This window comes from Halorubrum wangae, assembly GCF_051194135.1.
In the GTDB taxonomy this organism is placed as follows: domain Archaea; phylum Halobacteriota; class Halobacteria; order Halobacteriales; family Haloferacaceae; genus Halorubrum.
Window position 1 is genome coordinate 326,941 of record NZ_JBLZNH010000004.1, and the last position, 26,340, is coordinate 353,280.

Sequence of the window (26,340 nt, forward strand, 5' to 3'; positions counted from 1 at the left end):
CCCGCAGTAGTCGCCGCCAACCCTTTATCCTTGTCAGGGGGGCGGGCGTCGATCGACGGCGGCGACCCGACCGCAGCGCGAATGGGGCGAGACGGCGACACCGACCGCAACCCCCTTACCCCGTCCGGGCCCGCGTTGAGGTATGCAACCGACAGGGCAGTTACGCGGCGACGCGGTCCGCGTCGCCGGCGACGCCCGCCAGCGATTCTACGACTCCCGCGGCTACGGTCGCCCGCTCGACGGGAACGAGATCGAGCTCTCGCGCGTCGAGGCGGCCCACCTGCTCTTCCGAGGCGACCTCTCCGGGATCGCGCTCGACGCCGACGCGGACCCCGTGGGCTTCGAGCGCTTCTTCGTCGAGAGCGCCGCCGCGACCGACCGGTTCGCGGTGCGTTACCTCGTCTACGCGGACCTCCGCGACCGCGGTTTCTACCTCTCACCCGCCCGCGAGCCGTGGCCGGGTGGGAGCGCGGGTGTACCCGACGCGGTCGACTTCGTCGCCTACCAGCGCGGCTCGACGCCCGACACGGGGGACGTGAAGTACCCTGTCCAAGTCGTCGGCGAGCGCGAGTCGCTGGCCGCCGCCGGGCTCGCGGGACGCACGCTCGCGGTCGTCGACGAGGAGTCCGACATCACGTACTTCGCGGCGACGGCGGGCCGCATCGACGGCGAGACGGACTACGAACCACCGGAGCGCCTCGACGGCGTGCTTCTCTCCGACCGCGTCGTCGTCTGGGACGCGCCCGACGGCCTCTACGAGCGCGGCTTCTACGGCCAGCCGCTCACCGGCCGCGCGGCCGCCGTGGAGGGCGCCGTCCAGCTTTCGCTCGTCGAGGCCGCGTCGCTCGCGGCCGACGGCGTCCTCTCGCTGTCGGCGTCGGTGGGGACGGCGGGCGATGCTCCCGACACGGGCGCCGCGGACCGAGACGGGCCGGCCGCCGCGGTCGTCGCTCGCGGTCGCGCCGTCGAGGGCGAGCGGTTCGACCGCCGCCTCGCCGTTTATAAGCGCCTCCGCGAGGCCGACGCGGTCCCGAAGACCGGCTTCAAGTTCGGCGCCGACTTCCGGACCTACCTCGACGTGGAGACGGTCGACGACCTGCCGCACTCCGAGCACCTCGTGCGCGTCGTCGACGCCGACCACCGCTTCTCGCCGCGCGAGATGTCGCTCGACGTCCGGCTCGCGGGCGGCGTCCGCAAGGAAATGGTGTTCGCGCTGACGGCGGTCGAGGGCGGGAGCGACGGAATGACCCCCACGGACGACGGCGACGCGGCTCGCGACGCCGACGTGGAGTGGGTCTCCATCGGTCGGTTGACACCGTAGGTCGGTTTAAATTGGGATAAAAGCCCGTTCGCCGCCGACCGCGCTCAGTCGTTCGCGTACTCTTTCTCGAAGCCGCGGAACTCGGTTCGGTGCGCCTCCTCGTCGGCGAGAACCGTCACCGCCAGGTCCTCCGTGACGGGGTCGTCGGCGTCCTCGGCGGCGTTGATGAGCGCGCGGTACGTCTCGATGGCGCCGCCCTCGGCGTCGAGGACGCCGCGGATGACGGAGAGCACGTCTGTCGAGTCCTCGGGGGGCTGGAGCGAGTCCTGTCGCGCCTCGAACTCCGCGGAGCCGGGCGGGCGGGCGCCCAGCTGTTTGAGCCGGTTGCCGAGCTGTTCGGCGTGCGTCAACTCCTCCTGGATGTCCTGCTGGAGGCTCTCTTTGATCTCCTCGGCCCGGACGCCGTCGAGGACGATCGCGTTCGTTTGGTAGTTCATCACGGTCTCTATCTCGTCGCTGTAGGCCTTCCGGAGCAGTTCGATAACGCGGTCTGAAGTCATACGAGCAACATGTTTGTCGGACGCGGATATAATGGTCGGGGGTTCTGACTGCTCGGAGCGCAGCCGGACGACTCACACCCGAAGGATCCACCGCCGGCCGACCCGCGAGGCCTACTCGCCGCCCAGTTTCGACTCGCCGACCGCGTCGTGTCCCTCGATGACCTCTGTGCCGCCCATGTACGGGCGGAGCGCCTCGGGGACGGTAACGGTGCCGTCGTCGTTCTGGTAGTACTCCAAGATGGCGACGACGATGCGCGGGACCGCGAGCCCCGAACCGTTCAGCGTGTGGAGATAGTCGGCCGACTCGTGGTGCTCCTCACGGTAGCGGATCCCGGCGCGGCGCGCCTGGAAGTCTTCGAAGTTCGAGACGGAGGAGACCTCCAGCCAGCGGCCGCCTTCCTCGGGACCCTCGTCCATCTCGTCGGCCGGCGCCCACACCTCGATATCGTACTTCTTCGCCTGCGTGAACCCGAGGTCACCGGTGCACATCTCCAGGATGCGGTAGGGGAGTTCGAGGCGGCGAAGCACCTCCTCGGCCTCGTCGACGAGCCCCTCGAAGCGCTCGTCGCTCTCTTCCGGCCGCACGAAGTTCACCATCTCCACCTTGTTGAACTGGTGGACGCGGACGATTCCGCGCGTCTCGGTGCCGTGCTCGCCCGCCTCCTGCCGGAAGTTCGGCGTGTACGCCTGATACTTCAGGGGGAGGTCCTCGCCGAGCAGGATTTCGTCGCGGTGGAGGTTCGTGACGGGCACCTCCGCAGTCGGGAGCAGCCAGAGGTCGTCGTCGTCGTACTCGTCCTCGTTCGTCCCCTCGACCCGGTACGCGTCCTCGGTGAACTTCGGGAGTTGGCCGGTGCCCCGCATCGACGCCGAGTTGACGGGGATCGGCGGGAACACGTCCGTGTACTCCTGATCGCGGTGGACGTCGAGCATGAACTGAATCAGCGCGTGCTCCAGCCGGGCGCCGTCGCCCTTGGCGACGTAGAAGCCGGCGCCGGCGACCTTCGCGCCGCGCTCGAAGTCGAGGATTTCGAGGTCCTCGCCGAGGTCGTAGTGGGGGACCACGTCGTCCGGGAGCGTTCGGAGCCCATCGAACCCCTCACGACGGCGCTCGACGTTCTCAGACTCGTCGGCGCCGACCGGTACCGACTCCTGCGGGATCTGCGGGAGTTCGAGCAGCGACTCCTCCAGTTCGCTCTCCAGTTCCTCGGCGCGCGTCTCGATGTCCTGGAGTTCCGATTTGAGCTCCTGCGAGCGCTCGATCGCCTCCTGGGCCGCCTCCTCCTCTCCGGCCTGTTTGAGCTCACCGATCGTCGAGGAGACCTCGTTGCGCTCGTGACGCAGATCGTCGCCGCGCTGTTTCAGTTCCCGCCACTCCTCGTCGACGTCGAGTATCCGGTCGAGGTCGACGTCGACGCCCTTGTTCACGAGCGCCTCGCGGACGACCTCGGGGTTCTCCCGGACGAACTGTCGAGACAGCATTTATCGGGGATTCCGCGGGGCGACCCAAAACCGTATCGGAGCGTCGGGAGCGTCTTGTCCGAATCGGCGGGACGCTCATCGGTGTTTGATACCGATTTCTCACAGTAAGCAGTCGCTAGCGGTCGGTGTCGCGTCTGAAAAAGATATCAACGGCGTCGACAGCGGTCGTCGCGGTCGGTTCGGCTCAGAGGATGAACGTGATGACCGCGAGCACGATGAAGATGATAACGAGCCACTTCGCGATGCTCATACTCATTCCGGCGACGCCGCTGGCGCCGGCAACCGCCGCGATCAGCGCGAGGACGACGAACAGAATCGCGAGTCCGATCAGGTCCCCACCGAACTGGAGCGGCATTGCCAAGGCTCCGTCGTGAATCGCCTGTGTGATGCTCATACGTGACCGTCCGTTCCTATCTACTTAGTTACAAATACAATATCGACCGATCGCGGGCGTTTCCGTGTCAGACCGAGTCGTCCGCGACTGTCGATTCAATACCCGCCGGGCAGCGCCATGCCGATCGCGAGCGCGACCAGCGGCGCCGCGGCGACGACCGCGTACCACAGCCCGGCGGCGACGAGGAGGAGCCACGTGGAGGCGCCGTATCCCGTCGGGTCCCAGTCGACGCCGAGCCGCGGGAGCCCGGACGCGGCGACCGTCGGGGCGACGACGCCGGGGAGGGCGAACAGCGCGAGCGTCAGGAGCCAGCCGGTCGCCGTCTCGACGACCGCTGGAGCGCCGGTGACGCCGGCGGGATCGAAAACCATGCGCGAGTTCTCGCCGGACGTGTCAAACGCTTTGTGGTGGCGCGGACCGGGGATCGCGCGGACCACACGATTTAAGCGTCGCGCCGCCAGCGCGTACGCATGCTCATCACGGGTGCGGAACTGGCCGACGGGCGGGTCCGCGACGTTCGAATCGCGGACGGCAGGATCGCCGCGGTCGGTCAGGGACTCGACGCGGACGCGGGAGAGCGGGTCGTCGACGCTCGCGGGCGACACCTCCTGCCCGGGGCCATCGACGTTCACGTCCACTTCCGCGAGCCGGGCGGGAGCCACAAGGAGACGTGGACCTCCGGCTCGCGGAGCGCGGCGGCCGGCGGCGTGACGACGGTCGTCGACCAGCCGAACACCTCGCCGCCCACGGTCGACGGGGACGCCTTCGACCAGAAGGCCGCGCTGGCCGCCGAGTCGCTCGTCGACTACGGGATCAACGGCGGGGTCACCGGCGACTGGGACCCCGAGAGCCTGTTCGAGCGCCCCCTGTTCGCACTCGGCGAGGTGTTCCTCGCGGACTCGACCGGCGACATGGGGATCGCGACCGACCTGTTCGAGGAGGCGCTCGCGGAGGCCGCCGCCCGCGACGTCCCCGTCACGGTCCACGCTGAGGACGAGACGCTGTTCGACGACGACGCACTCGACGGCGACCTCGGCGGCGTCGGCACCGCAGCGGGGGCCGACGCGTGGTCTGCCTACCGGACCGCCGAGGCGGAGGTCGCCGCGGTCGAGCGCGCTCTCAAGGCCGCCGCCGAGAGCGACGCGCAGGTCCACATCGCACACACGTCGACGCCGGAGGGGATCGATGCGGTCGTCTCGGCACGGGAGTCCGAGACCGGCGGGGACGCGACGACAGACGCCGTTCCGCCCACCTGCGAGGTCACCCCTCATCACCTCTTTCTCTCGCGAGAGAACGCGGGTCGGCTCGGCACGTTCGGGCGGATGAACCCGCCCCTGCGATCCGAGGAGCGCCGGGCCGGAGTGTTCGAGCGCCTCCGTGACGGCGACGTCGACGTGGTCGCCACTGACCACGCGCCCCACACCGTCGCCGAGAAGCAACAGGGGCTCACGGAGGCGCCGAGCGGCGTCCCGGGGGTGGAGACGCTCTACCCGCTCCTCTTGGAGTCCGTCCGGAAGGGGGAACTCGGCTTGGAGCGCGTCCGCGACGTCGTCGCCGCCAATCCCGCGTCGATCTTCGGGATCGAGTCGAAGGGAGTGGTCGCCGAGGGGGCCGACGCCGACCTCGTCCTCGTCGACCTGACGAACCCCCGTGAGATCGAGGCCGGCGCGCTCCACAGCGCGTGCGGTTGGACCCCCTTCGAGGGGTTACAGGGTGTCTTCCCGGAGCTGACGCTCGTCCGCGGCGAGGTCGTATACGAACGCGACCCCCTCACGGGCGCGGAGGCGTTCGGCGAGCCGGACGGGCGGAACGTCCGACAATAATCCCTCGAACGTCCGACACCCGTCTCTCTTGGAACGTCCAACAATAGGACCTCTTGGTACGTTCGACAGCCGAACCAAGTGGACTGTCCGACAACCGGACCTCTTGGTACGTCCGGTAGCCGTCACCGACAGCGAATTCGAATCGCGGTCCGACCGCCGTGTCTCCCGGTCGGCCGTGTGCGAGCGACTGCGTCCGGCGGAACGCATATGCCGTTGCTACCCCTACCTATTCAGTATCAATGGTCGTGGGTAGCACTGTCACGGGGAGTGGTAGCAAGACGGCCGTACGGGCTGATCCGGTGTCGGCGGGAGCACGGGGCTCGCGACCAAATCGGGCCTCGCGGCCGGCCGGGGCCTCGCCGCGGTTCTGGGCCGCCGGGCGACGGGCGTCGCCATGACGGACGCGACCGAAGCGGGTTCGGGCGGTGTCGATACCGACGACGCCGACGTGGCCGACGTGGGGCTCGATGAGGTGGCGGCGATCGCCGAGCGCATCGTCGACAACGTCGAGTCGGTGATCGTCGGGAAGCGAGCGGCGGTCGAACACGTCGTGATCACGATTCTCGCCCGCGGACACCTCCTCGTAGAGGACGTGCCCGGGGTCGGGAAGACGACGCTGGCGAAGGCCGTCGCGAGTTCGATCGACGGCTCGTTCAAGCGCGTCCAGTTCACGCCCGACCTCCTCCCTGCCGACGTCACGGGCGTCAACGTGTTCAACCAGCGGACTGACGAGTTCGAGTTCCAACCCGGTCCGGTGTTCGCGAACGTCGTCCTCGGTGACGAGATTAACCGGGCGCCGCCGAAGACGCAGTCGTCGCTCTTGGAGGCAATGGAGGAGAAACAGGTGACGACCGACGGGGAGACCCGACCGCTCCCTGACCCGTTCTGCGTGATCGCCACGCAGAACGACGTCGAACCGGGACAGACGTACGAGCTTCCCGTGGCCGAAATCGACCGGTTCACCAAGAAGATCCGACTCGGCTACCCCACCGCCGACGAGGAGGCGACGATAATCGGCCGGATGGCCGGAACCCATCCGATCGATGCCGTCGAGCCTGTCGCGTCCATCGGAGACGTCAGACGCGCCCGCGATGTCGTCGCCGCAGTCGACGCGGCCGAGCCGGTTCGGAAGTACATCGCGCGGCTGGCGACGTACACGCGCCAGAACGCACGGCTCGGCGTGAGCCCGCGGGGAAGCCTCGCGCTGCTCCGGGCCGCGCAGGCGCGCGCCGCGCTCGACGGCCGCGGGTACGTGATCCCCGACGACGTCCAGACCGAGGCGCCGACCGTGCTGGCGCATCGAATCCGCTCCGACTCCGGAACCGACGGCGGAGATGTGGTCGAGGACGCGCTGGAGCGGACGAGCGTGGAGTGATCCGCCGTGGCGTCGCCAACCCTCACCCGTCGGGGTCTCGTCGTCGCCGCGGTCTGCCTCGTCGGCGTTGGCATGGCGTTCGCCGCCGGCGGGCGGTCGCTGGAGGCCGTCGTCTTGCCCAGCGTCGTCGCGCTCGCGGCGGGATACGTCCAACTCGCTCGGATCGACGAGCCGACGGTCAGGCGGACGCTTCCGGGCGAGCGGTCCGTCGGAGAGCGCGGCGAAGTCCGACTCGCGTTCCGCGGACGGACGGGTGAGCTGTCACCGACGTACGTCGCCGAGGTCGAAGACGGGCTTGATGAGGGGCTCGAGGGGCCGACGGCTCCTGTCCGCACCTCCGTCGGCGACGCCCCGGCGACGTACTCCGTCCGCTTCCTCAGACGTGGCGAACGACGCTTCGGTCCCGTCACGGTGACGGCGAGCGACGTCTTTGGACTCTTCGAGCGGCGAGCGGTCGTACAGGAGTTCGACTCGACGATAGCCTATCCGGCGTGTCGGTCGATTCCGGCGTGGTTCCGGCGGGCACTGTACGCCGAGGACGCGATGGGCACGAGCCGGCAGCGCGAGGAGTTCGACCGTCTCCGGGAGTACACGCGGGGCGATCCGCTCCGCGACGTCCACTGGGCGGCGACGGCGAAACACGACGAGATAGTGGTCAAATCGTTCGCCGCGGAGACGGAGCGCGGTCGTGTAGCGATCGCCGGCGAGGCCGCCGGGGGGCGGCGGGACGCGGACGGGCGGACCCCCGCCGACGCGCTCGCGAGCGCGGCCGCCAGCCTCGCGCTGGCCCTCTTGGACGACGGCGTCCCGGTCGATCTAACGCTCCCCGCCGGGGCGGTCTCGGCCGACCCGGGATCCCGCGGGCGCCGGACCGTGCTCGAACTGGCCGCGCGGACCGGTCCGGGGTCGGTCGGTGTCGAGGACGCTGACGTCCGCGTGGTCGCCGACGGGGACGGCGCGCAGTACCGCGTCGGCGACCGCGTCGTCGCGTTCGACGAGGTCGCGGGCGGCGGGATCGGAGAGGCGGGACCGGGCGAGGACGGTCCGGCGTCACGGGACGGCGCCGCGACCGGCGACGGGCAGGCGGACGGCCACCCGCTCGGCGGGGCCGCCGGGCGGGCCGCGTCGCCGAGCCGACGCGAGGTGCTCGGCCGATGAGAGGGCCGTCCCTCGGCGACCGCGGCGGATCGAATCGGGGCGGAACCTTCCGGCGCCGGGGCCGGCGGGAAGAGCCCGGGAGCGGGAGCGCCTCCGGCAGTGGCGGCGTCCGCGGATGGGTGCGGTCGGTCGTCGATCCGCCGGTTCTCGGCGTCGCAATCGCCACTGCGGCGTACCTCTCCGTGTTCCTCGGCGCGACGAACGTCGTTGGCGGGACGGCCCGGACCGCGGCGGTCGTCGCGCTGGCCGGTGTCGCCGGGTTCGTCCTCGCGCGGTCGATCGGCGAGCGGGCCGCGGTCCGGCTGACGGTCGCCCTGTTCGCCGTCACGTTGGCGGGGTACTACTTCGCGATCCCCGCGAGCCAGCGCGCGGTGTTCAGCGTCCGGCGGGTTGCGATCGACGTCGTCTCCCTGCTCACTGGACTGTCGATCCTGCGCCTCGCCCTCGCGGACGTGTGGGTGCTCGCGGTCGCGCCCGTGCCGACGTTCCTCGTCGGCTACCTCGTCGGTCGCGGACGGCACATGTGGGCCGCCAGCGTGGCCGGGGGAACACTGGGGTTCCTCGTGCTGACGGGCGACGCCAACGGGACGACGACGCTCGCCGGGGTCGTCGGCGTCGCGCTCGCGGCAGGCCTCTCGACGCTGTCGATACCGGGCGGGATCCGGGACCACGGCGACACTCTCGCGGCGGTGGTGGCGGCGATGATTCTCGTGAGCGCGACGCTCACCCTCCTTCCGGCCGGCGCGGCCCAGCCGTGGGGGCTCGACCGCGGCACACCGACGCTGGAGTCGTCGATCGACGCCGACGACGAGGTGACGATCATCGGCCCGACGCGGCTCTCGCCCGAGGTCCGGTACACCATCGAAAGCCCGACGGCGACGAACTGGCACGCCGGCGCGTTCGACACCTACACCGGCGACGGCTGGGTGCGATCGGGCGAGCAGTCGCCGTTAGCGGGATCGCTCGACGGGCCGCCGGGCGACGCGACGAGCGTGAACGTCACGATCACCGCCGAGACGGAGTCGCCCTCGCTCCCGTCGCCGTGGCAGGTCGTGGACGTGCGCGGGACCGCCGCGCAGACCGCTCGGGTCGACGAACACGGGACGATACGGCTCGCCGAGCCGCTGGCGCCGGGCGAGACGGTCACCGTCGAGAGCAGGATACTCGACGACGACCCGGCGGTCCTCCGTAACGCCAGCACGGCGTACGACCCCGCGCTCGAGGAGCGCTACACCCAGCTCCCCGAGAGCACGCCCGACCGGCTCGGCGATCGGACCGAGGCGATCCTCGCGGACGCGAACGCAGAGAATCCCTACGATCAGTCCGTCGCGATCGAACGGTATCTGCGCGAGGAGTACGCGTACTCGCTGACCGTGCGGAAACCCGACGGCGACGTGGCCGACGCATTCCTCTTCGAGATGGACGCGGGGTACTGCGTCTACTTCGCGACGACGATGGTGGCGATGCTCCGCTCGCAGGGCGTCCCGGCGCAGTTCGTCACCGGCTACTCCGAGGGTCAGTCGATCGGCGACGACCAGTACGTCGTTCGCGGGCAGGACGCTCACGCGTGGGTGAAGGTGTACTTCCCGGAGCACGGCTGGGTCGCCTTCGACCCCACGCCGCCTGCCGAGCGCGAGGAGGTCCGGAGCGCGCGACTCGCCGACGCGCGGGCCACGGGCGAGGAGAACGTCGACGTGGCAGCCTCCGATCCCGGCAGACTCGCACCGGACATCGTTCCCGACACCGTGGAGGGAGAGCCCGCGATCGAAGCGACGAACGAGACCAACGGAACGGCGACGGCCGCGAATGGGTCGAACGATGTCGACGACTCCGTTCAAGGGCGGATCGACCGACGCGAGGAGTCGCTCACTCGCGGGGCGGTCGGCGGGGAGCCGACGACCGACGACTCGGGATCTCGGATTCCGTCGGTCGAGACCGTCGCGTACTGGCTGTTCGCCGTCGTAATCGGCGTCACGGGCGCCCGACACTACCGCGTCGGCAAGCGCTCCCGCCGCGCCGCGAGGCTCTGGCTCCCGTGGATTCGCGCCGACCCGACCACGGACGCGCGGCGCGCGTTCGCCGACCTGGAGTCCCTGCTCGGCCGTCGGTACCGGGAACGCCGCGTGGGGGAGACCCCGCGGGCCTACCTCGATGCCCTCCGACTGCGCGGACTCGACGAGCGGGCGTTCGCGGTCGGCGAAACCTACGAGCGGGCGACGTACGCCGGGACGGTGACGCGCGCGGAGGCCGACGAGGCGCGCCGGACGGTCCGCAGACTGGCACTCGAGTCGACGCCGATCGTCCGTCGGCTGTTCGACTGACCCGCTCGCGCCCTCTCGCCGGACGTCTGTCGGATGTTCGCCGCGATCGCACTCCCGACACTATTTAATACGGTCACCATGTAGATTCGGTTGTAATGTCGGAAGTCTGCTCGACGTGCGGACTGCCCCAGGAACTCTGCGTCTGCGAAGACGTTGCGAAAGAGTCCCAGCAGATCAGCATCCGCATCGACGAGCGAAGGTACGGTAAGGAGGTAACGGTCATCGAAGGATTCGACCCGAAGGACGTCGACATGAGCTCCCTTTCGTCGGATCTCAAGTCGAAGTTCGCCTGTGGTGGCACCGTCGAGGACGGCGCCATCGAGCTACAGGGGAACCACTCGGGTCGCGTGGAGGATTTCCTCCGCGACAAGGGCTTCAACGTCGCGTGACCGTCACCTGACCGTCCGGCGTCGGGCGATTCGCGGATTCGATTTTTGAACGGTCCCGCTCGGTGAGCGACCGCACACGGATCCGGGGACCGCTTATATCAGGAGCGCCGCCCGGCCGACGACGAACGCGACCGCCCCCAGGAAGGTGCCGTATTTAAATCGGTGCTGCGCGGTCGCCGGGTCACTGAAACTTTCGTAGCCGGCGTACAGCATCACCGCGTCGGCGACGGCGACGACGAGCAGGTACACTCCGCCGAACGTCCCGTTTAGGTACGGGACCGGACTGGCCGCGACGGCGACGAGGAGCGCGGCGGTCCCGACCCACAGCGCTCTCCTCTCGCCGACCGCGATGGGGAGGGTTCGGAGCCCCTCCTCGCGGTCCCCGGCCACGTCCTCGACGTCTTTGATCACCTCTCGCGTGAACGTCGAGAGGCCGGCCAACAGCGCGAGGACGACGACGGCGGCCGGCGTGCCGACCGCAGCCCCGCCGAAGAGGAACGTCGACCCGACGAGGTACGAGACGAGCGCGTTGCCGAGCCCGGGCGTCCCTTTAAAAACCGTCGTGTAGGTGACGAGCGCGACGAGATTGACGGCGGCGATACCGATCGCCAGCGCGGGGAGGCGGGTCGCGAGCGCCACGGCGAGGAAGAACCAGACGCCGGCGACCGCGAGCGCGCCGCGGGCCGAGACGGCGCCGCGCGGAATGGGTCGGTCCGGTCGGTTGACGGCGTCGATGTCGCGGTCGAAGTAGTCGTTGATAGCGTTGCCCGCGGCGACTGCGACCGCGGTGACGAGCGCGGCGATGGCCGCGAGGATCACGGCGTCGCCGGCGCCGGCGACGAACGCACCCGTTCCCGTGAGGACCGCGGCGGCGATGCAGTTCCCCGGCCGCGCCAGCTCCGCGACCCCGCGCGCTGTGTCGTACACGTCGTCTCGCACGAGCGCGGCGCAGCACATAAACGACCCGGGATGTGTGCCGGCAGCGCGGTCCGCCAGTTCGGAAGTCGACGACCGGCCGCCCCGAGAGTGAGTCCGAATTGAGGGTTCCCGCAGGGATCACCCTACACCGCTCGATTATTCACAGACGGAATCGGCCACGAACGTTTATGACGTGTGGAAGAAAACCAGCGTGTATGGCTAAGGGCCTTGACGTCGGTACGATGAACATCCTCTCTGGACGACAGGAAGGGGCGGAGACGGTGTTCGTACAGCAACGGAACTCGTTCGTCGAGATCGAGTACAGCGACATGGCCGAGCAGATGCTCTCCCGCAGCGACGTCCTCCACATCCGGAAGGACGACAAGGTGTACGTCGTCGGTGACGACGCGCTCAACTTCGCGAACATCTTCAACAAGGAGACGCGCCGGCCGATGCAGCACGGAATCTTATCCAGCAACGAGGCGTCGGCGATTCCGATGATCAAGCTCATCACCGAGCAGGTGGTCGGCGAGCCCTCGCGGCCAAACGAGCGGCTGTTCTACTCCAGTCCGGCCGATCCGATCGACTCCGAGCTGACGACGCTGTACCACGAGAAGACGCTCGAGTCGATGCTCGGCGACATGGGGTACGACCCCGAGCCGATCAACGAGGGGATGGCAGTCATCTACTCCGAACTCGCGGATAACAACTTCACCGGGCTCGGGATCAGCTTCGGTGCGGGGATGACCAACGTCTGTCTCGCCTACTACGCGGTGCCCGTCATGAAGTTCTCCATCGCCCGCGGCGGCGACTGGATCGACGAGCAGACCTCGCAGGCCACGGGAACCCCGGTCGATAAGGTGACGAGCATCAAGGAGGACGACTTCGAACTCGACTTCCGCACCGACGTCGGCGGCGTCGAGGGCGCGCTCGCCATCTACTACGAGAACCTGCTCGACTACGTCATCGAGAACATCAGCCGCGAGGTCGACGAGGAGGACGTCGAGGAAGGCCTCGACGTTCCCGTGGTCGTCACCGGCGGCACCTCCAGCCCGAACGGATTCAAGGACCTGTTCGCCGACCACCTCGACGACGCGAACATCCCGTTCTCGATCAGCGGCGTGCGCTCGGCCGAGGAGCCGATGTACAGCGTCGCCAGCGGCGCCCTGGTCGCGGCGCGCTCGGAGGAGGGCGACGAGGCGGAGAGCGTGGACGAGCCCGCGAGCGAAGAGGCCGCGCCCGAGTCCGAGGACTGACCCCGCCATCGGACACCGATTTTTCGGATCGTGAGGACTCGCCGAACGCCTAACCCCGAGGCGCGTCGAGAGACCGTATGGCCGAAGCCGCGAGCGACGACGGCGACCGGCGACTCCGCGTCGACCTCGAAGTCGACCCGGCGGACGAGTGGGCGTGTCCGATCGTGTCGCAGACGGAGAACGCGAGCGAGGTCACGGTCAACGCGGTCGGAGACGAGTGCACCGTGGAGGTCGAACCCGCGACCGAGGAGGGGATCCGCCGGGACCGAGGCGAGGTCACCGACGACTGTCTCTGTCGGGTGTTTCAGGAGGTCGGCTACGTGCCTCACGTGCGGCGAGTCGAGGCCGGCTCGGTGATCGTGACCTCGTACGTCGACGACCGCGACGCGGTGCGGGAGATCGTCACCGGGCTCAGAGAGATCCTCGACCGCGTTCGACTCGTCAGACTCGCCGTCGTCGCCGGCCCCGACTCGATCGAACAGGCGACGGTGGACCTGTCGGCGCTCACCCCGAAACAGCGCGAGGGGGTAGAACTCGCCGTCGTCCGCGGCTACTTCGACGCCGACGTCGACGTGTCGCTCGGCGAGCTCGCCGACGAGCTGGCGATCAGTAAGTCGGCGCTCTCACAGCGGCTTCGGGCCGCGCAGGCGAAACTCGTCACGGACGCCTTCGAAGCGGTCGACGACTGAGCGACGTCTCGAACGCTTCGAAGCGGCACCCGTCAGTCGAGCGCGGGCCTCCCCCATCCGCGGTTCGCTCCGTCTATCTCGACCACGCCCGGCGTAGGAATCCTCCAAAACCCGATTTCGAGCGCTTTCACGAACGAAAAATCCGCCCCGAACTGGCTCGGAGACCGACCGTGTAAACCACATACCGATATAGCAAATCCGAGTTCGCAGCCGAACTTTCGAGCGCGACGCACACAGATCGAGTCGTGACGGAGGGATTCAGCGACGAAGGGCTCGAATTTGCCGGAACTGGGGCTCCCGACGCCGGTGAGGCACCGAGGCCACCTGTTATGTCCGGCCGTGACCAAGTGAGACGCATGCGCGAACTCGTCTTCGCCCTCGAGTACGAACCGGGGCGTAACAGGGTGGCCGACGCACTCGCTGAGCATTCGGGTGCGCGGGTGCGGTCGCTGTCGCTGCACGCCACGGAGGACCACCTCTGGCGCGTCGACCACGCCACCGGCTCCCCGGAGGCGCTCGCAGCCGTCGAGGACGCCTTCACCGACGGCGACTACTACGCCGACTGCCTCGCGACCGAGGACTGCGGCGCGACCCAGAGCACCCGCGTCCTCGACCGCACCGACGACACGCTCGTGTTGTACACCGACTGGGAGCCCACGCCGGTCTGCGCGTCCGTCCCCCACCTCGCGCGGGATCATCTCGGCGACGGCGTGCTGTTCGAGACCCGCCACGAGGGACGCCACTACACGTGGCGGCTCATCCACTCCGGCGCGGGGGACGTGGGCGCGTTCTTCGACGCGCTCCGCGACGCCGTCGGCGACGCGGCCCGGACGGAACTCCTCAGGACGGCGAACGTCTCCGGCGCACCCGACGAGTCGGAGAGCGACGGCGACGGAGTCGGGCTCTCGGCCGAACAAGAGGCCGCGCTCAGGGCCGCGGTCGAACACGGCTATTACGAGTCGCCGCGGGCGGTCGACGCCGGCGAACTCGCGGCCCACCTCGACGTCCCCCGGTCGACGCTCACCTATCGGCTTCGCCGGGCCGAAGAGCTGCTGGCGAAGGCGCACGTCGCCCGCGACCCGCAGACCGACGGGGTCCCCACCCCGCGTAGCTGATCCCGTGGCTCGCGTGAATTGGATATTTCCAACCAAGGCTTATCGCTGTGAGGGCCTTCCCTCATCGTAATGAGCGACGATCCCGACGAACAGGGAGGGGGAACCAAGGGGGACGGGGGCGAACGGCGCGAACTGACCGCCGCCCTCGCGGTGCCCGAGATGGACTGCCCGTCGTGCGCCGGGAAAGTGGACAACGCCCTCGAGCGCGTCGACGGGATCACCGAGGTCGCACTCAACCCGACCGCCGGGACGGCGACGGTCACGTACGACGCCGACCGAACGACCGAAGACGACGTGGTCGCGGCCATCGAGGGCGCAGGGTACGAAGTCACCGGCGGGCGCACAACCGGCGACGACGGAGCGGCCGGCCAGCGTGAAGAATCGAGCGGCAGGGGAGCCGACGGCGTCGCGGTCGCACCCCCGGCCGAGGTTTGGACGACCCCACGCGCGAAGAAGACCTGGCTGGGTGCGGTGCTGGTGGTCGCCGGACTCCTGTTCGAATTCGTCCTGACGGGGCGGAACCCCGCGGTGGCGAGCGTGCTCAGCGCCTCGCTCACGCTCGCGGACGTGCTGTTCATCGGCGCGGTCGCGGCCAGTGGGATCCCAGTTATCCGCGCCGGCTACTACTCGGCACTGAACCGAAGCCTCGATATCGACCTCCTGATGGGGACCGCGATCATCGCCGCGACGGGGATCGGCTACTTCGTCGAGGCCGCCACGCTCGCGGTGCTTTTCAGCGTGGCAGAGCTGCTGGAGGATTACGCGATGGACCGCGCCCGCGACTCGCTCCGGGAGCTGATGGAGTTGTCGCCGGACGAGGCCACGGTCAAGCGAGAGAAGGGGTCGGCGACGGGGTCTGGCGCAGACGGCGAATCGGTCAACGGCGACGAGGTGACGGTGCCGACCGACGACGTTGCCGTCGGCGAGATCGTAATCGTCCGTCCGGGGGAGAAGATCCCGCTCGACGGGACAGTCGTCGCGGGAGAGAGCGCGGTCGACGAGTCGCCGATCACCGGCGAGAGCGTCCCCGTCGACAAGGGCGTCGGCGACGAGGCGTTCGCCGGATCGATCAACGAGGAGGGGTACCTCGAGATCGAGGTCACCTCGACCGCGGGCGACTCCACCCTCTCGCGGATCATCGAACTGGTACAGGGCGCGCAGGCGAAGAAGACGGAGACGGAGCAGTTCGTCGACCGCTTCGCGGGGTACTACACCCCGGTCGTGGTCGTACTGGCGATCCTCACGGCCGCGGTCCCGCCGCTGATCATCGACGCCCCCGTGACGATCGAGCTCGCCGGATTCTCCTTCGTCTTCGCGAGCGACTGGGGGACCTGGTTCGTGCGCGGACTCACGCTGCTGGTGATCGCGTGTCCCTGCGCATTCGTCATCTCGACGCCCGTCTCCGTCGTCTCGGGGATCACCAGCGCGGCGAAGAACGGCGTCCTGATTAAGGGAGGGAACCACCTGGAAGCGATGGGCGAGGTCGACGCCGTCGCGCTCGATAAGACCGGGACACTCACGCGGGGCGAACTCGCGGTCACCGACCTCGTTCCGCTCGGAAGCGCCGACGAAACGACGCTGCTGCGACGGGCCGCGGCGCTCGAGCGACGGAGCGAACACCCGATTGCGGCCGCGATCCTCGACCGCGCCGAGGACGCGGGCGTGACCGGCGTCGCGGAGCCGACGGAGTTCGAGAGCCTGACCGGACGGGGAGTCCGGGCCGAGATAGACGGCGAGACGTACTACGCCGGGAAGCCGGCCCTGTTCGAGGACCTCGGGTTCGACCTCTCACGAGCCCGTGCTGAGACCGACGGCGGGGTCGTGTCGGAAGGCGACCGCACATCGGACACCTCCGGCGACGGTGCGTTCGCCGACGAAGTAATCGGTGCGCTGGAGAGCGAGGGGAAGACCGTCGTTCTCGTCGGAACGGCGACGGAACTGACCGGGGCCGTCGCCGTCGCCGACGAGGTGCGTCGCGACTCGAAGCGGGCGGTCGAGCGCCTCCGCGAACTCGGCGTGGAGCACGTCGTGATGCTGACTGGCGACAACGAGGGCACCGCGCGGGCGATAGCCGACCAGGTCGGCGTCGACGAGTATCGCGCCGAACTGCTGCCCGAGGAGAAGGTTTCCGCGGTGCAGTCGCTCCAGGAGGCGTACGGTGCCGTCGCGATGGTCGGCGACGGGATCAACGACGCACCCGCGCTGGCGGTGGCCGATGTCGGCGTCGCGATGGGCGCCGCGGGGACGGACACGGCCCTGGAGACTGCCGACATCGCCCTGATGGGCGACGACGTTTCGAAGCTCCCCTACCTCTACGGACTCTCGCACACGGCGAACGGCGTGATCCGCCAGAACGTCTGGGCGAGCCTCGGCGTGAAGTTCCTGCTCGCGCTCGGGGTGCCGCTGGGACTGGTGAGCGTCGCCGTCGCGGTCGTCGTCGGCGACATGGGCATGAGTCTCGGCGTCACCGGCAACGCGATGCGGCTCTCCGGCATCAAGCCTGAGTCGTTCGAGTAGGTGGTGGTCGCGACCCGGCACCCGCAACACGCGACACTAACATGAACTTTTATTAAGAATGGCTGCATCGGCAGAGTTGTGCCACCCGTAGTACACGATTGACAAAGGCTCGGACCCGGCGACGGCGACCCGTCCCGACGGACCGAGCGCGGCCGAGACGAGTATCGAGGCGAAGACGGAGACGGTGGACCGCGACGACGGGCTCCCAACTGCGGCGGAGGCGGTCGCCCGGTGCGCGAGACCGTTCGACGTGACGGACGGGGAGCGGATTCCCAACGGAACCGACCGATGGAACGCGTACACCGGGTCGTCGCACCGGTGACCGAGGCCGCGGCCTTTTAATCGGCGGACGAAGTACGGTCGGACGGCCGATGACGATACACCGCTCCGAGCTGCCTCGGCACCAGCGATGACGAGCCCTATGAGTGCCGAGGCCACTCTATTACCGAGCAACGACTACCGCGTATTTCGAGTCACAGTGGTTGCGTATCCTCGATCGCATCTGTGAGGATGTCGAGGAACATCGGATCGTACTCTTCACCAACGTGATTCACGTTCCACAGACCTGACTCCCGAATCTTCACGCTTCGACTGTGGTTGCCCAGCCAATCATTTGAACGAGCGTCGACTGCATCTTGCTGGTAGTTGCTGAGGAGTGCGATCGTGTTCCGTTCGATATAGGCCCGCTGGCTATCGGCGCTCGGTTCGTCGTCAACCTTCAACCAGAGGAACGGCAGGCTTCGGAGATAATCGCTTACTCGCCGCTCCATCTCGAGTTCATCGAGTCGTTGTTCCCGTTTCGCGCTCGAACCCTCGCCCCACTGTGGATACTCGCCATGTAAGGAGTCACGCTCTACGAACGCCTCACCGACTCGCTTTCTGAATACGGATCCTCGGTGATTACCACCTCCGTCGTAGGTCCCCCGCATCGCTCCTCGATGCGTCCGAAGTCGGTTCCAGAGCGACGTACTGCTTCCTTCCGAGACCGCATGAGTCCCGATTCGGGTCACTCGAAGCTGGTCGCCAGAGTCTCGGTATTCGTCCGGTGCGAAGAAGATGTAGACGCCCCGGTCAGGCCAGTCCATGTACCCGGTACAGTTCTTGAGTTGCCGTGTACCGCCGACTCGCTGCTCAAGGTCATTGAGTAACCCATAGAAGCGGTCGATGTCGTCCTGACGAGCCATTCTTACGAGGTTCCTCTCATTCACGCACAAAGAGTGTCACCACTCTGTTCGACGGATTCGAGTAGAACGACGGATGGAGGTCCTCGTACTCTCGCCGTGTCCAAGTATGAACGGGTGATTCCGTTCTCGACTGTGAGGGAGTAGACGAGCATCCGCGGGAGGAACTCTTCGGAAATAGTGACCGAGAGTCAGAGTTAGCTAATACGGAGATCAATTACAAGGAATCGAATACAGAAGGCCATCCGCCTACCATACTTTCTCAAATATGAATTATGTCCTGCCAATATACACATATATATTTGAGCATTCGTTCTCAGATCGAGATGTGGTTGTTCAAAGTGATTTCAACGAGAACTGAGATTGCATTCGGGCCAGCCCGTAGATAATATTGGAAAATAAGGTGGTTGCGCATATATCCAAGCTATCTCACAGAATAATTCCGATTTTGTCGCCAATTACCCCCGAATCGAACCAATTAGTAATGATTAGTAATATACATCGAGAGCTTTCGCAAAGTATGATATCACCCCGGTGGTCGCTTGAGTTGAGGGGAGAGAAAGCTTCCTAGGACTGTCTATCACGGTCTATCAGCGTCAAAGGACATCGGTCGCTTCGCTCCGTGACTTCCGGTGGAAGGGATGGTGACGTGCGTTATTGACCGTCAATCAGCACGGATTCGAGACGCTACTTCGGATTGTCGACGCAGCCGTTCAATTGATAACATACCAGTAGTACCTATATCACTAGGATCTGTTAAGTACTCACTCGCCGCATCCGCACCCACCCTCGCGAAGTAGTTCTCCGACGGGTGCGCCGGAGCCGCACGCGGGACAGACGGTACGCACGTCGACGAGCACGTCGTAGTCGGAGCGATCGAGCGTCCCGGCGGAGACGAGAGTGGCGAGGGCTGTCTGTATCACCGCTTCGAGACGGGACTGCAACTTCTCTATCGTCTCGATCTTCGGTCCGATAGCGCCAGTATCGTCTTCGGGCAGTTCCGCTTCACGTTCCTTTGTGAGGTACGTGTGAATCGCCTGATGAGTAACGAAATCCCCTTCCAACTCATCTACGTTGATCCCCTCCCGTTCCAAGCGTCGGCGTGTACGGGTCGCATCCGGTCCCCCTCCATCCGAGAGCGTCTCGTATGTCCCGGTGATTTCGAATTCGAGCGGGAGATCTCCGGTTCCTTTGAGTGTGGCCCGAAGCACCTCCTCGTTGAACTCGTCTGCGAGGTCACGAAGGCTGGTCCGCGTTTCGGGGTCTGCAGTCCATGATTCCTCGAGTTGGAGCCCGAGCCCGTCCAGATCATATTTGTCGATGACCTTTGCAACCTTTGTCGAACGGCCATTGCCCATGCGGGGCCGTAGCCGTTAAGCATTACAAAAGTACCGGTGTAATGCCAACGAGAGAGATTCGATCACTTCCGCTCGACGAGTACCGTCGACTTAGTCGAGGTTCTCCACGTACGTGTATTCCTCACTGAGTGCAGCGGCATCCTCGGGCAGCAGAGCGACGACCAAGTGATTCGAGTGCCCCTCGAAGTAATCGACGAGGCGGGCGATCCGGTCGGAATCGATCGCCTCCAACGAGTCGAGCACGATGAACGGAACGGTCTCCGCGACGTCGTGAACGAGGTACCCTGCGAGGGCAAAGACCAGCCCGGTGACTTCACGCTCACTCTCCGAGAGGTGGTCGACGGTATCCTCGTAGGCGCGTCCATCGGCGGTCGATCGAACGATATGAAGGGTGAATCGGGTTCGGTTCACGTTGCGGCGCCCCTCGCGAACCTCGACGTCGCGTCGCTCGATCCAGATACGATCGAGGTTATCGTACTCGAGGATGTTCAGGACCGTGTCCATATGCTCGTTGAACGCGTCGACCGCTTCTTCCTCGATCCGATCGACCTTCGTACGGAGCTCCGTGAGCTGCTCTGTGAGTGCCTCACGCTCTTTCCGCAGTGCGTCTCGCTCGTCGACTGACGCTTCACGTTCTGCGATTTTCACGTCGATGTCATCGATATCGGATTCCAAGCGCTCGATGCGCAGTTCGATCCCGTTGACCTCTCGATGAAGTTCGAGCGCCTCGTCGTGGCCTTCGATATCGATATCCTCCGTTTCCGCCTCCAGCTCCGCGACCGTCTCCTCTTGGTCTTCGATGCGAGCTTCCAATTCGTCGATCCGATCCGATGTCGTTTCGATTTCCGAGGCTATCTCCTCGAGCCGCTGTTCGGTGTGCTGTCGCCGCTCCTTCCGCTGTTTCAGTGCGGATCGCTCGTCGCTCACCTCCGAGATTCGGGCTTGGATATCGTTCCGCTCGTCCAATTTTGAGGAGCGTAACTCTCGAATTTTCGCCAACGTATCCTCGATTGTTGTCAGCTCGACTTCAGACCCGCACGTCCAGCAAACAGCCCGGTCCGATGCGGTGAGTGCATCGGTGGGGTCAGAGGAGTCCTCGAGTCCGAGTCCCTCTCCAGTTACCATCTCTTCGTTAAAGTTGACCACGCTACCGAGTTCGCTGATCGTGTCGTCGAGCGCCCGTTTGCGACCTCGGAGCTCGTCGATGCGACCGGCCAACCGATCTGGATTCTGATCGACCGATTCGATATCTTCCAGGGCGGTCTCTAATTCCTCACGTTCCGACCGTAGCTCCGAGCGAGTGGTCCGCTCGGTCTCGAGTTCGAACTCAACGTCGTCGAGCGTGGAGCGCGCCTCCCGAACACGGTCGAAGGCATTCTCGAGATCCTGTTTTTTCGACCGGCTCTCGGCGACGCCGATGTCCAGTCGATCGAGTTCAGCCTGGGCCGCCTTCAGATCAGTCTGTGCGCTCTCTAATTCCTCACGTTTCTCCCGACGTTGGGCCTCGAACTCGCGTATCTCTTGTTCAAGTGCGTCGAGCGCCTCGATACGGTCTCGAAGGTCGGCGCGCTCTCGCTTAACCGATTCGAGTTCGGTCTCGATTCGGTCGGTATCGATCGGTCGCATGATGACCTCGCGAAGGTCGTCACCACGGGCGACAGTACGCCGAGCCTCGTTACTTTCGAGCAGAAAGGCAAACAGATCCGCGAGAGCGGGATCGTCGAGGTACGGATCGCCGCCGAACACGACAGAACCGTTCTGCCGAGTCAGCGTGCGAGTATACGTATTATCGCCGAATTCGAGCGTTACCGAACCCTCATCGGCGTCACCTTTCAGCGAACTCTGTTCGCTCCCCAACCCGGCCATGAGAGCCTGTAAAAACGAGGTCCGATTAGTCGCATTTCGGCCGGAAAGAATTGAAACACCGGGAGGAATAGTAACGGACGCTTCGTCGATACCACCGATATTGCGGACCTCAACGTGTGTTGGTGGAGAAAGTTGTTCGATAGCCATGTTCACTTATGACATGACTTGTGTGTTAAACCTATCTTTATCACATTTCGATAATATGTACAGGTTCGTGAAAACTATCCGTTCGTGTGTGCTGAAAGTAGAATATCTGAAATTAGCAACGTGAGGTAGTCTCGTATCTGGCTTCCCGACTGTGCTTGTGGTATCAGTACAGATCGCATCGAGTTTGGAGCCCATTACGCCTGTACGGTTGTAATGTATCGTAGGTAACGCTGGTTCCTTGAGCGGGTTTTTTGATATCTGCCGTGACGCGGTACACACCGTTCGTCGGAGCGGAAGCCGTGAGGTTATCGAACTTCTTCCCGTATTATGGGAAATCATTCGATACCGCCGTCAACGGCGAACGCACGTTCGGTTATAAATCGCTCAGTTAATTGACCTCGTAGGCCAGCTTCAGTTCCAGCTCATTTACCGCGGCCAAGACCAGATTCGGGAGCTTCTCGCGATAGAGGTCGTCTTTGAATCGGTTCGCCGGTCCGGAGATGCTTAAGCCACCGACCGGGAAGCCGTCCGGGTCGCAGACGGCCGCACCGACCGCACGCAGTCCGGGCGTCGCTTCCTCGTTGTTGTACGCGACGCCCGACTCGCGAATCGTATCGAGTTCCTCAAACAGCTCCTCGCGGTCGGTAATGGTCTGCTCCGTCGATGCCGAGAGCCCGTGCTCCTCGATGATTTCATCGACCCGCGCCTCGGGAAGTTCCGCGAGGATGGCCTTACTTGACGCACTCACGTGAAGGGGACCGCTCTTCCCGATACTCGCGTCCGTCTGTACCGCGTTCTCCCCGGACTGCGTGTAAAGGTAGTATCTGAGCCCGTTCTCTTCGACGACGAACTGAACTCGTTCGCCCGTCTCCGCTGCGAGTTGGTCCACTTTCTGTTTCGCGAGGTCGAACACTTGTTTGTTCGTCTGAACGCGTCCACCGAGGGTCAGAAACGGCATTCCAAGCCTGTACTCTGTTCCTTCGCGCACGAGGTAGCCGTGCGACCGGAGGGTGTTGAGATGCCGATGCACCGTACTCGTGGAAATCTCCAGTTCCGTCGCTATTTCCGACAGCGTGAGTGCGCCGTTGGACTCGATGACGTGGACGATCGAGAGCGCCGTATCGAGCGTGGAGACGGTGTCATTTTCGTTGATGTCAGTCATGTCTCAACGATGGATGGTATACTATTTAATTTCCCGGATAGCGGGAAATTGCTCGGAGAGGTACATCCCCCCGAGAGCGGTAGTTGACCGTCAGGAGACGGGCAAAAGGAGCCGACTGACGGCCTTTGAAGGCCGAAATTCATCGATCCGGCTGCGAGCGTCGAGATGAAATATGTTGGAGATAACTCCGTTTCATAATAAAGTATTTTCAGATACACCCGTGATTTCGAATTGTTAGGTATGTAGTAACACACGAACATGTGGAACTGTGATATTTTCATATCGCGGGAAAACAGTCGGGCAACACGGGTCGAACTGACGCGAGTTTCGCGTTGAGACACAACGTTTGAGCGGCAGAGATGGAACTACCCGGTAGATCGCCGAAGGCGGAATCACACAGTCGCTCGAATGGAGATGGACGATTCAGTGCGAGGCAGTTCCCCGCGTCATGGCCGTCGAACGATTGTCAGTAGTAGCCCGTCCCGTCCATGAGTCGTCTCTGTGTCCGATAGACGGTGACGCTGTTGACCCTGTGCGGATCGGTTTCCACCGATGCGGTCGCCGACATGGCTCCTCGGGGATGGCCCACTGTGACGGTCTCCCCGACGCTTCCCGTAACCGCTTCGACGACGGTGCCTGGGAGCCGTGCCGCAGCGGCAGTGCAGGCGACACCGGTGACGGCATACACCGGATGGAGTTTTCCCATTGACATATACCGAGCAAGGAGGTCCACCTCGTCGCCGGACATCAGATTCCCGTCGGACGTCTCGTAATCGGACGGCGGCGACACGAACACGAGCTTCGGATAGCCAGGCGACTCTCTCGACGCGTCTTCAGGGTCGTCGACAAATCCGAGTTCCGCGCATATCGAGGCTCGAATGCGTTCCAAATCCGCGAGAAGCTCCGGATCGTTGTCGATCTCTTCAGGCGTCTCCGTGGCTGTCAGTCCGATGTCTTCGGACCTAACGAACGCGATCGGTGTCGTGACGTCAACGACCGACAGTTCGAGTGTTCGGCCGTCGATCGTTCGTTCGATGGTGGGCCCACCGAGAGGGTACAGTCCGTCAGTCAGCGACCCGGCCGGATCGAGGAACGTCGTGTCGATACGTGCGCCAGTTCCCGGAACCCCGTGTATCGAGAAGTCACCGCTCGTCGCAGCGCTCCCGTCCGCGAGTGGGACCTGCTGTTCGATTCGGGCATCGGTGTTCGTGTTGTGTAACTGCAGGTCGGCCACCTCGGCATCGGGCGCGACCTCGACTAATCCCTCGTCGACTGCGAAGGCGCCGATCGCACAGGTGAGGTTCCCGCAGTTGCCGCTCCAGTCGATAACCGGATCGTCTACCGCCACCTGGCCGAAGGTGTAGGAGACGTCGGCGTCCGGAACCTCGGCATCGCCGACGACCATGAGCTTCGACGTCGTCGAGGTCGCACCACCCAGCCCGTCGATTTGTCTCGGGTCGGGGCTCCCGAACAGCGAAAGGATGGCCTCGTCGCGGTCCGTCTCGGGGAGCTCCGTCCGGCGAAGAAAGACACCTTTGCTCGTCCCGCCTCGAACGATGGCACAATCGAGCGAGCGCTGGTCGCTCATGGCGTCTCGACCTCCGTGTGAACGCCCTCTCCGAGAGGGGTCGACGGATTTGGTCCGACGGGCCGATCGGTCCCCGATGAGCGGGTGACCCTGTGGACGGCAACGGTGATATCGGGACGGACTGGGTTTGTCATAGACATTTCGACCTCTCCCGTGCGGGCTTATCTATTTTACTCCCGAATAACCCAGAATAGGGAGTTGTCGGACTCGGACGAGTTGACAGCGCGGGGTGCGTCGATTCCGTCCGGCTCGGCCGCCAGATGTTGACCGAACAAAAGGGTTTAATAAACACCTCACATACCGAGAGGCGAGATGCACGTTATCGATGATCACGACATCGTCGTGGTGGGGTGTGGTATGGCCGGCCTCGCCACTGGGCTCCGGGCCGCGGAACTCGATTTAAATCCGGTGTTACTCGAGAAGTCGCCTCGCGAGGAGCGCGGTGGGCAGACACGGTACGTCCAGTCGTTTCGCATTCCGTCCGCCGGGTCGGGACTTCCGGAACGCGGCTACGAGTTCGACATTCCGGACTACAGCGCGGACGACTACTACGACGACATCATGCACCAGACCAGCGGCAAGGCCGATCCGGACATCGCCCGGACGCTCGTCGATAGAGCCTCCCCCACTGCGGAGTGGCTGACGGACCACGGAGTCGACTGGGACATGGAACCGCCACACGTCGGCTACACGGTCGCGCGGACGTTCATCGACGGCGAGGATTTGGTGTCAACGCTCGTCGATCGTATTGAGGAGTTAGGTGGAACAGTCGTCTACGACGCAGAAGCGCGCGAACTCACGGAGAGCGACGGGAGCGAACGACGGGTGACAGGCGTCGAGGCGCTCGTCGATGGCGAGCGGGTCACCTACGAGGCGGACGCCGTGGTGATCGCCAGCGGGGGGTACGAGTCCGACGAACGGAAGCGGACGGTGTACTACGGCGACGGCTACGACGAGATGACCGTCCGTGGAAGCCCGTACAACACGGGCGGCCCCATCGACATGGCGCTCGATATCGGAGCGAAGGCGACCGGCCAGTGGAGTGGCGCTCACATGAGCCTCATCGACGGCAACTCGCCGCCCGCCCGGGGCGGTGCGAACCGGATAGACGGCTACCAGTACTGCGTCGTCCTAAACCACGACGGAGAGCGGTTCGTCGACGAGGGCCAGGACGCCCGTGCACACACATATGCGAAGTTCGGCCGTCTGTTCTTCGAAGAGGAGGACCACGAGGTGTTCCTGATCGCCGACAGCGAGATGGAGGAGTACCTCTGGCCGCAGGGACCGTCCGAGCCGGTGTACGCCGACACGGTCGCCGAGGTACTCGAGGAACTCGGCTGCAAAAATCCCGAGAGCGGACAGGAGACCATCGAAGCCTACAACGATGCCTGTCCGGACGACCCCGACTTCGACCCCGAGACGCTCGATGGAAACCACGCCACGGGGATCGAACCGCCAAAATCCAACTGGGCCGTCCCGCTCGAAAACCCGCCGTACGTCGGCTACCCGCTCACCGGCGGGATCACCTTCGCGTTCGGCGGCGTCGCCACGACGACAGACGCGAAAGTACTCGACACGCGCGAAGAGGTCGTTCCCGGATTGTACGCCGCGGGGAACAGCGTCGGCGGACTGTTCTACGACAATTACCCCGGCGGAACGGGCCTCACCAACGCCGCGGTCTACGGGAGAATCGCAGCCGAGTCGGCGGCCGACGAACTGAAGCACCAAAGCGCTGGAGCGGAAGCCGACGACTGATCGCGTCGCTGCGGTTTCGCCGAGA

Annotated in this window: 21 protein-coding genes and 1 pseudogene; 12 read left to right on the plus strand and 10 right to left on the minus strand. The window is 65.4% G+C overall.

Annotation, left to right across the window (positions count from 1 at the left end; all coding sequences use genetic code 11):
- Positions 1-142: 142 nt before the first annotated feature.
- Entirely contained in the window at positions 143-1,321 is a 1,179-nt protein-coding gene (gene endA / locus ACNS84_RS14120) for a tRNA-intron lyase (RefSeq protein ID WP_435075498.1), read from the plus strand.
- 44 nt (positions 1,322-1,365) lie between these two features.
- Here the strand turns inward: endA and ACNS84_RS14125 are convergent, their stop codons facing one another.
- From ACNS84_RS14125 to ACNS84_RS14140, 4 genes and pseudogenes are all read right to left on the minus strand, one after another.
- Positions 1,366-1,821, minus strand: coding sequence for a ferritin-like domain-containing protein (locus ACNS84_RS14125; RefSeq protein ID WP_435075499.1), 456 nt, complete (start codon positions 1,819-1,821; stop codon positions 1,366-1,368).
- Between the two features lie 111 nt (positions 1,822-1,932).
- On the minus strand, positions 1,933-3,303 hold the full coding sequence (gene serS / locus ACNS84_RS14130) for a serine--tRNA ligase (protein ID WP_435075500.1): 1,371 nt from the start codon (positions 3,301-3,303) through the stop codon (positions 1,933-1,935).
- 184 nt (positions 3,304-3,487) lie between these two features.
- Positions 3,488-3,697: a DUF1328 family protein gene (locus ACNS84_RS14135; RefSeq protein ID WP_435075501.1), complete on the minus strand. Its 210-nt coding sequence runs from the start codon at positions 3,695-3,697 to the stop codon at positions 3,488-3,490.
- 95 nt (positions 3,698-3,792) lie between these two features.
- Positions 3,793-4,017 (minus strand): annotated as a pseudogene (locus ACNS84_RS14140) (DUF8162 family protein); the annotation flags it as partial.
- Positions 4,018-4,167: 150 nt separating this feature from the next.
- On the opposite strand from ACNS84_RS14140, the gene ACNS84_RS14145 reads away from it, so the two are divergent.
- From ACNS84_RS14145 to yciH, 5 genes are all read left to right on the plus strand, one after another.
- Positions 4,168-5,520 (plus strand): dihydroorotase, encoded by a 1,353-nt coding sequence (locus ACNS84_RS14145; RefSeq protein WP_435075502.1) that lies wholly within the window; start codon positions 4,168-4,170, stop codon positions 5,518-5,520.
- Positions 5,521-5,914: 394 nt separating this feature from the next.
- On the plus strand, positions 5,915-6,895 hold the full coding sequence (locus ACNS84_RS14150) for an AAA family ATPase (RefSeq protein WP_435075503.1): 981 nt from the start codon (positions 5,915-5,917) through the stop codon (positions 6,893-6,895).
- A 6-nt stretch (positions 6,896-6,901) separates the two neighbouring features.
- Positions 6,902-8,053, plus strand: coding sequence for a DUF58 domain-containing protein (locus ACNS84_RS14155; protein ID WP_435075504.1), 1,152 nt, complete (start codon positions 6,902-6,904; stop codon positions 8,051-8,053).
- The gene (locus ACNS84_RS14160; protein ID WP_435075505.1) at positions 8,050-10,374 is read left to right on the plus strand and encodes a transglutaminase TgpA family protein; all 2,325 of its coding nucleotides are present in this window, start codon (positions 8,050-8,052) and stop codon (positions 10,372-10,374) included. Before ACNS84_RS14155 ends, ACNS84_RS14160 begins: the two co-directional genes overlap by 4 nt.
- Positions 10,375-10,469: 95 nt before the next feature.
- The gene (yciH, locus tag ACNS84_RS14165; RefSeq protein ID WP_004046732.1) at positions 10,470-10,763 is read left to right on the plus strand and encodes a stress response translation initiation inhibitor YciH; all 294 of its coding nucleotides are present in this window, start codon (positions 10,470-10,472) and stop codon (positions 10,761-10,763) included.
- Between the two features lie 93 nt (positions 10,764-10,856).
- Here the strand turns inward: yciH and ACNS84_RS14170 are convergent, their stop codons facing one another.
- On the minus strand, positions 10,857-11,690 hold the full coding sequence (locus tag ACNS84_RS14170) for a geranylgeranylglycerol-phosphate geranylgeranyltransferase (protein WP_435075506.1): 834 nt from the start codon (positions 11,688-11,690) through the stop codon (positions 10,857-10,859).
- A gap of 206 nt (positions 11,691-11,896) precedes the next feature.
- Between ACNS84_RS14170 and ACNS84_RS14175 the strand changes: the two genes are divergently transcribed.
- From ACNS84_RS14175 to ACNS84_RS14195, 5 genes are all read left to right on the plus strand, one after another.
- Positions 11,897-12,937 carry a disk-shape morphogenesis protein volactin gene (locus tag ACNS84_RS14175; RefSeq protein ID WP_435075507.1) on the plus strand — a complete coding sequence of 347 codons (1,041 nt, stop codon included), beginning with the start codon at positions 11,897-11,899 and terminating at the stop codon, positions 12,935-12,937.
- Between the two features lie 77 nt (positions 12,938-13,014).
- Positions 13,015-13,626: a helix-turn-helix domain-containing protein gene (locus ACNS84_RS14180; RefSeq protein WP_435075508.1), complete on the plus strand. Its 612-nt coding sequence runs from the start codon at positions 13,015-13,017 to the stop codon at positions 13,624-13,626.
- Between the two features lie 356 nt (positions 13,627-13,982).
- Positions 13,983-14,741: a helix-turn-helix domain-containing protein gene (locus tag ACNS84_RS14185; RefSeq protein ID WP_435075509.1), complete on the plus strand. Its 759-nt coding sequence runs from the start codon at positions 13,983-13,985 to the stop codon at positions 14,739-14,741.
- 69 nt (positions 14,742-14,810) lie between these two features.
- Positions 14,811-17,258, plus strand: coding sequence for a heavy metal translocating P-type ATPase (locus ACNS84_RS14190; protein ID WP_435075510.1), 2,448 nt, complete (start codon positions 14,811-14,813; stop codon positions 17,256-17,258).
- Positions 17,259-17,442: 184 nt separating this feature from the next.
- Positions 17,443-17,580 (plus strand): hypothetical protein, encoded by a 138-nt coding sequence (locus ACNS84_RS14195; RefSeq protein ID WP_435075511.1) that lies wholly within the window; start codon positions 17,443-17,445, stop codon positions 17,578-17,580.
- Between the two features lie 151 nt (positions 17,581-17,731).
- On the opposite strand, the gene ACNS84_RS14200 is transcribed toward ACNS84_RS14195, so the two are convergent.
- The 5 genes from ACNS84_RS14200 to ACNS84_RS14220 all read right to left on the minus strand — a co-directional run bounded on the left by ACNS84_RS14200 (position 17,732) and on the right by ACNS84_RS14220 (position 24,560).
- The gene (locus tag ACNS84_RS14200) at positions 17,732-18,442 is read right to left on the minus strand and encodes a GIY-YIG domain-containing protein (RefSeq protein WP_435075512.1); all 711 of its coding nucleotides are present in this window, start codon (positions 18,440-18,442) and stop codon (positions 17,732-17,734) included.
- Positions 18,443-19,203: 761 nt separating this feature from the next.
- Entirely contained in the window at positions 19,204-19,797 is a 594-nt protein-coding gene (gene rdfA, locus ACNS84_RS14205) for a rod-determining factor RdfA (RefSeq protein ID WP_435075513.1), read from the minus strand.
- A 90-nt stretch (positions 19,798-19,887) separates the two neighbouring features.
- Complete coding sequence (locus ACNS84_RS14210; RefSeq protein ID WP_435075514.1) at positions 19,888-21,810, minus strand: archaea-specific SMC-related protein; 1,923 nt, start codon at positions 21,808-21,810, stop codon at positions 19,888-19,890.
- A gap of 388 nt (positions 21,811-22,198) precedes the next feature.
- Complete coding sequence (locus tag ACNS84_RS14215) at positions 22,199-22,972, minus strand: IclR family transcriptional regulator (RefSeq protein ID WP_435075515.1); 774 nt, start codon at positions 22,970-22,972, stop codon at positions 22,199-22,201.
- Positions 22,973-23,438: 466 nt separating this feature from the next.
- The gene (locus ACNS84_RS14220; RefSeq protein WP_435075516.1) at positions 23,439-24,560 is read right to left on the minus strand and encodes a 2-methylaconitate cis-trans isomerase PrpF family protein; all 1,122 of its coding nucleotides are present in this window, start codon (positions 24,558-24,560) and stop codon (positions 23,439-23,441) included.
- Positions 24,561-24,872: 312 nt separating this feature from the next.
- Between ACNS84_RS14220 and tcuA the strand changes: the two genes are divergently transcribed.
- Positions 24,873-26,315, plus strand: a complete 1,443-nt coding sequence (tcuA, locus tag ACNS84_RS14225) for an FAD-dependent tricarballylate dehydrogenase TcuA (RefSeq protein WP_435075517.1) — start codon at positions 24,873-24,875, stop codon at positions 26,313-26,315.
- The last annotated feature ends 25 nt before the right edge of the window (positions 26,316-26,340 follow it).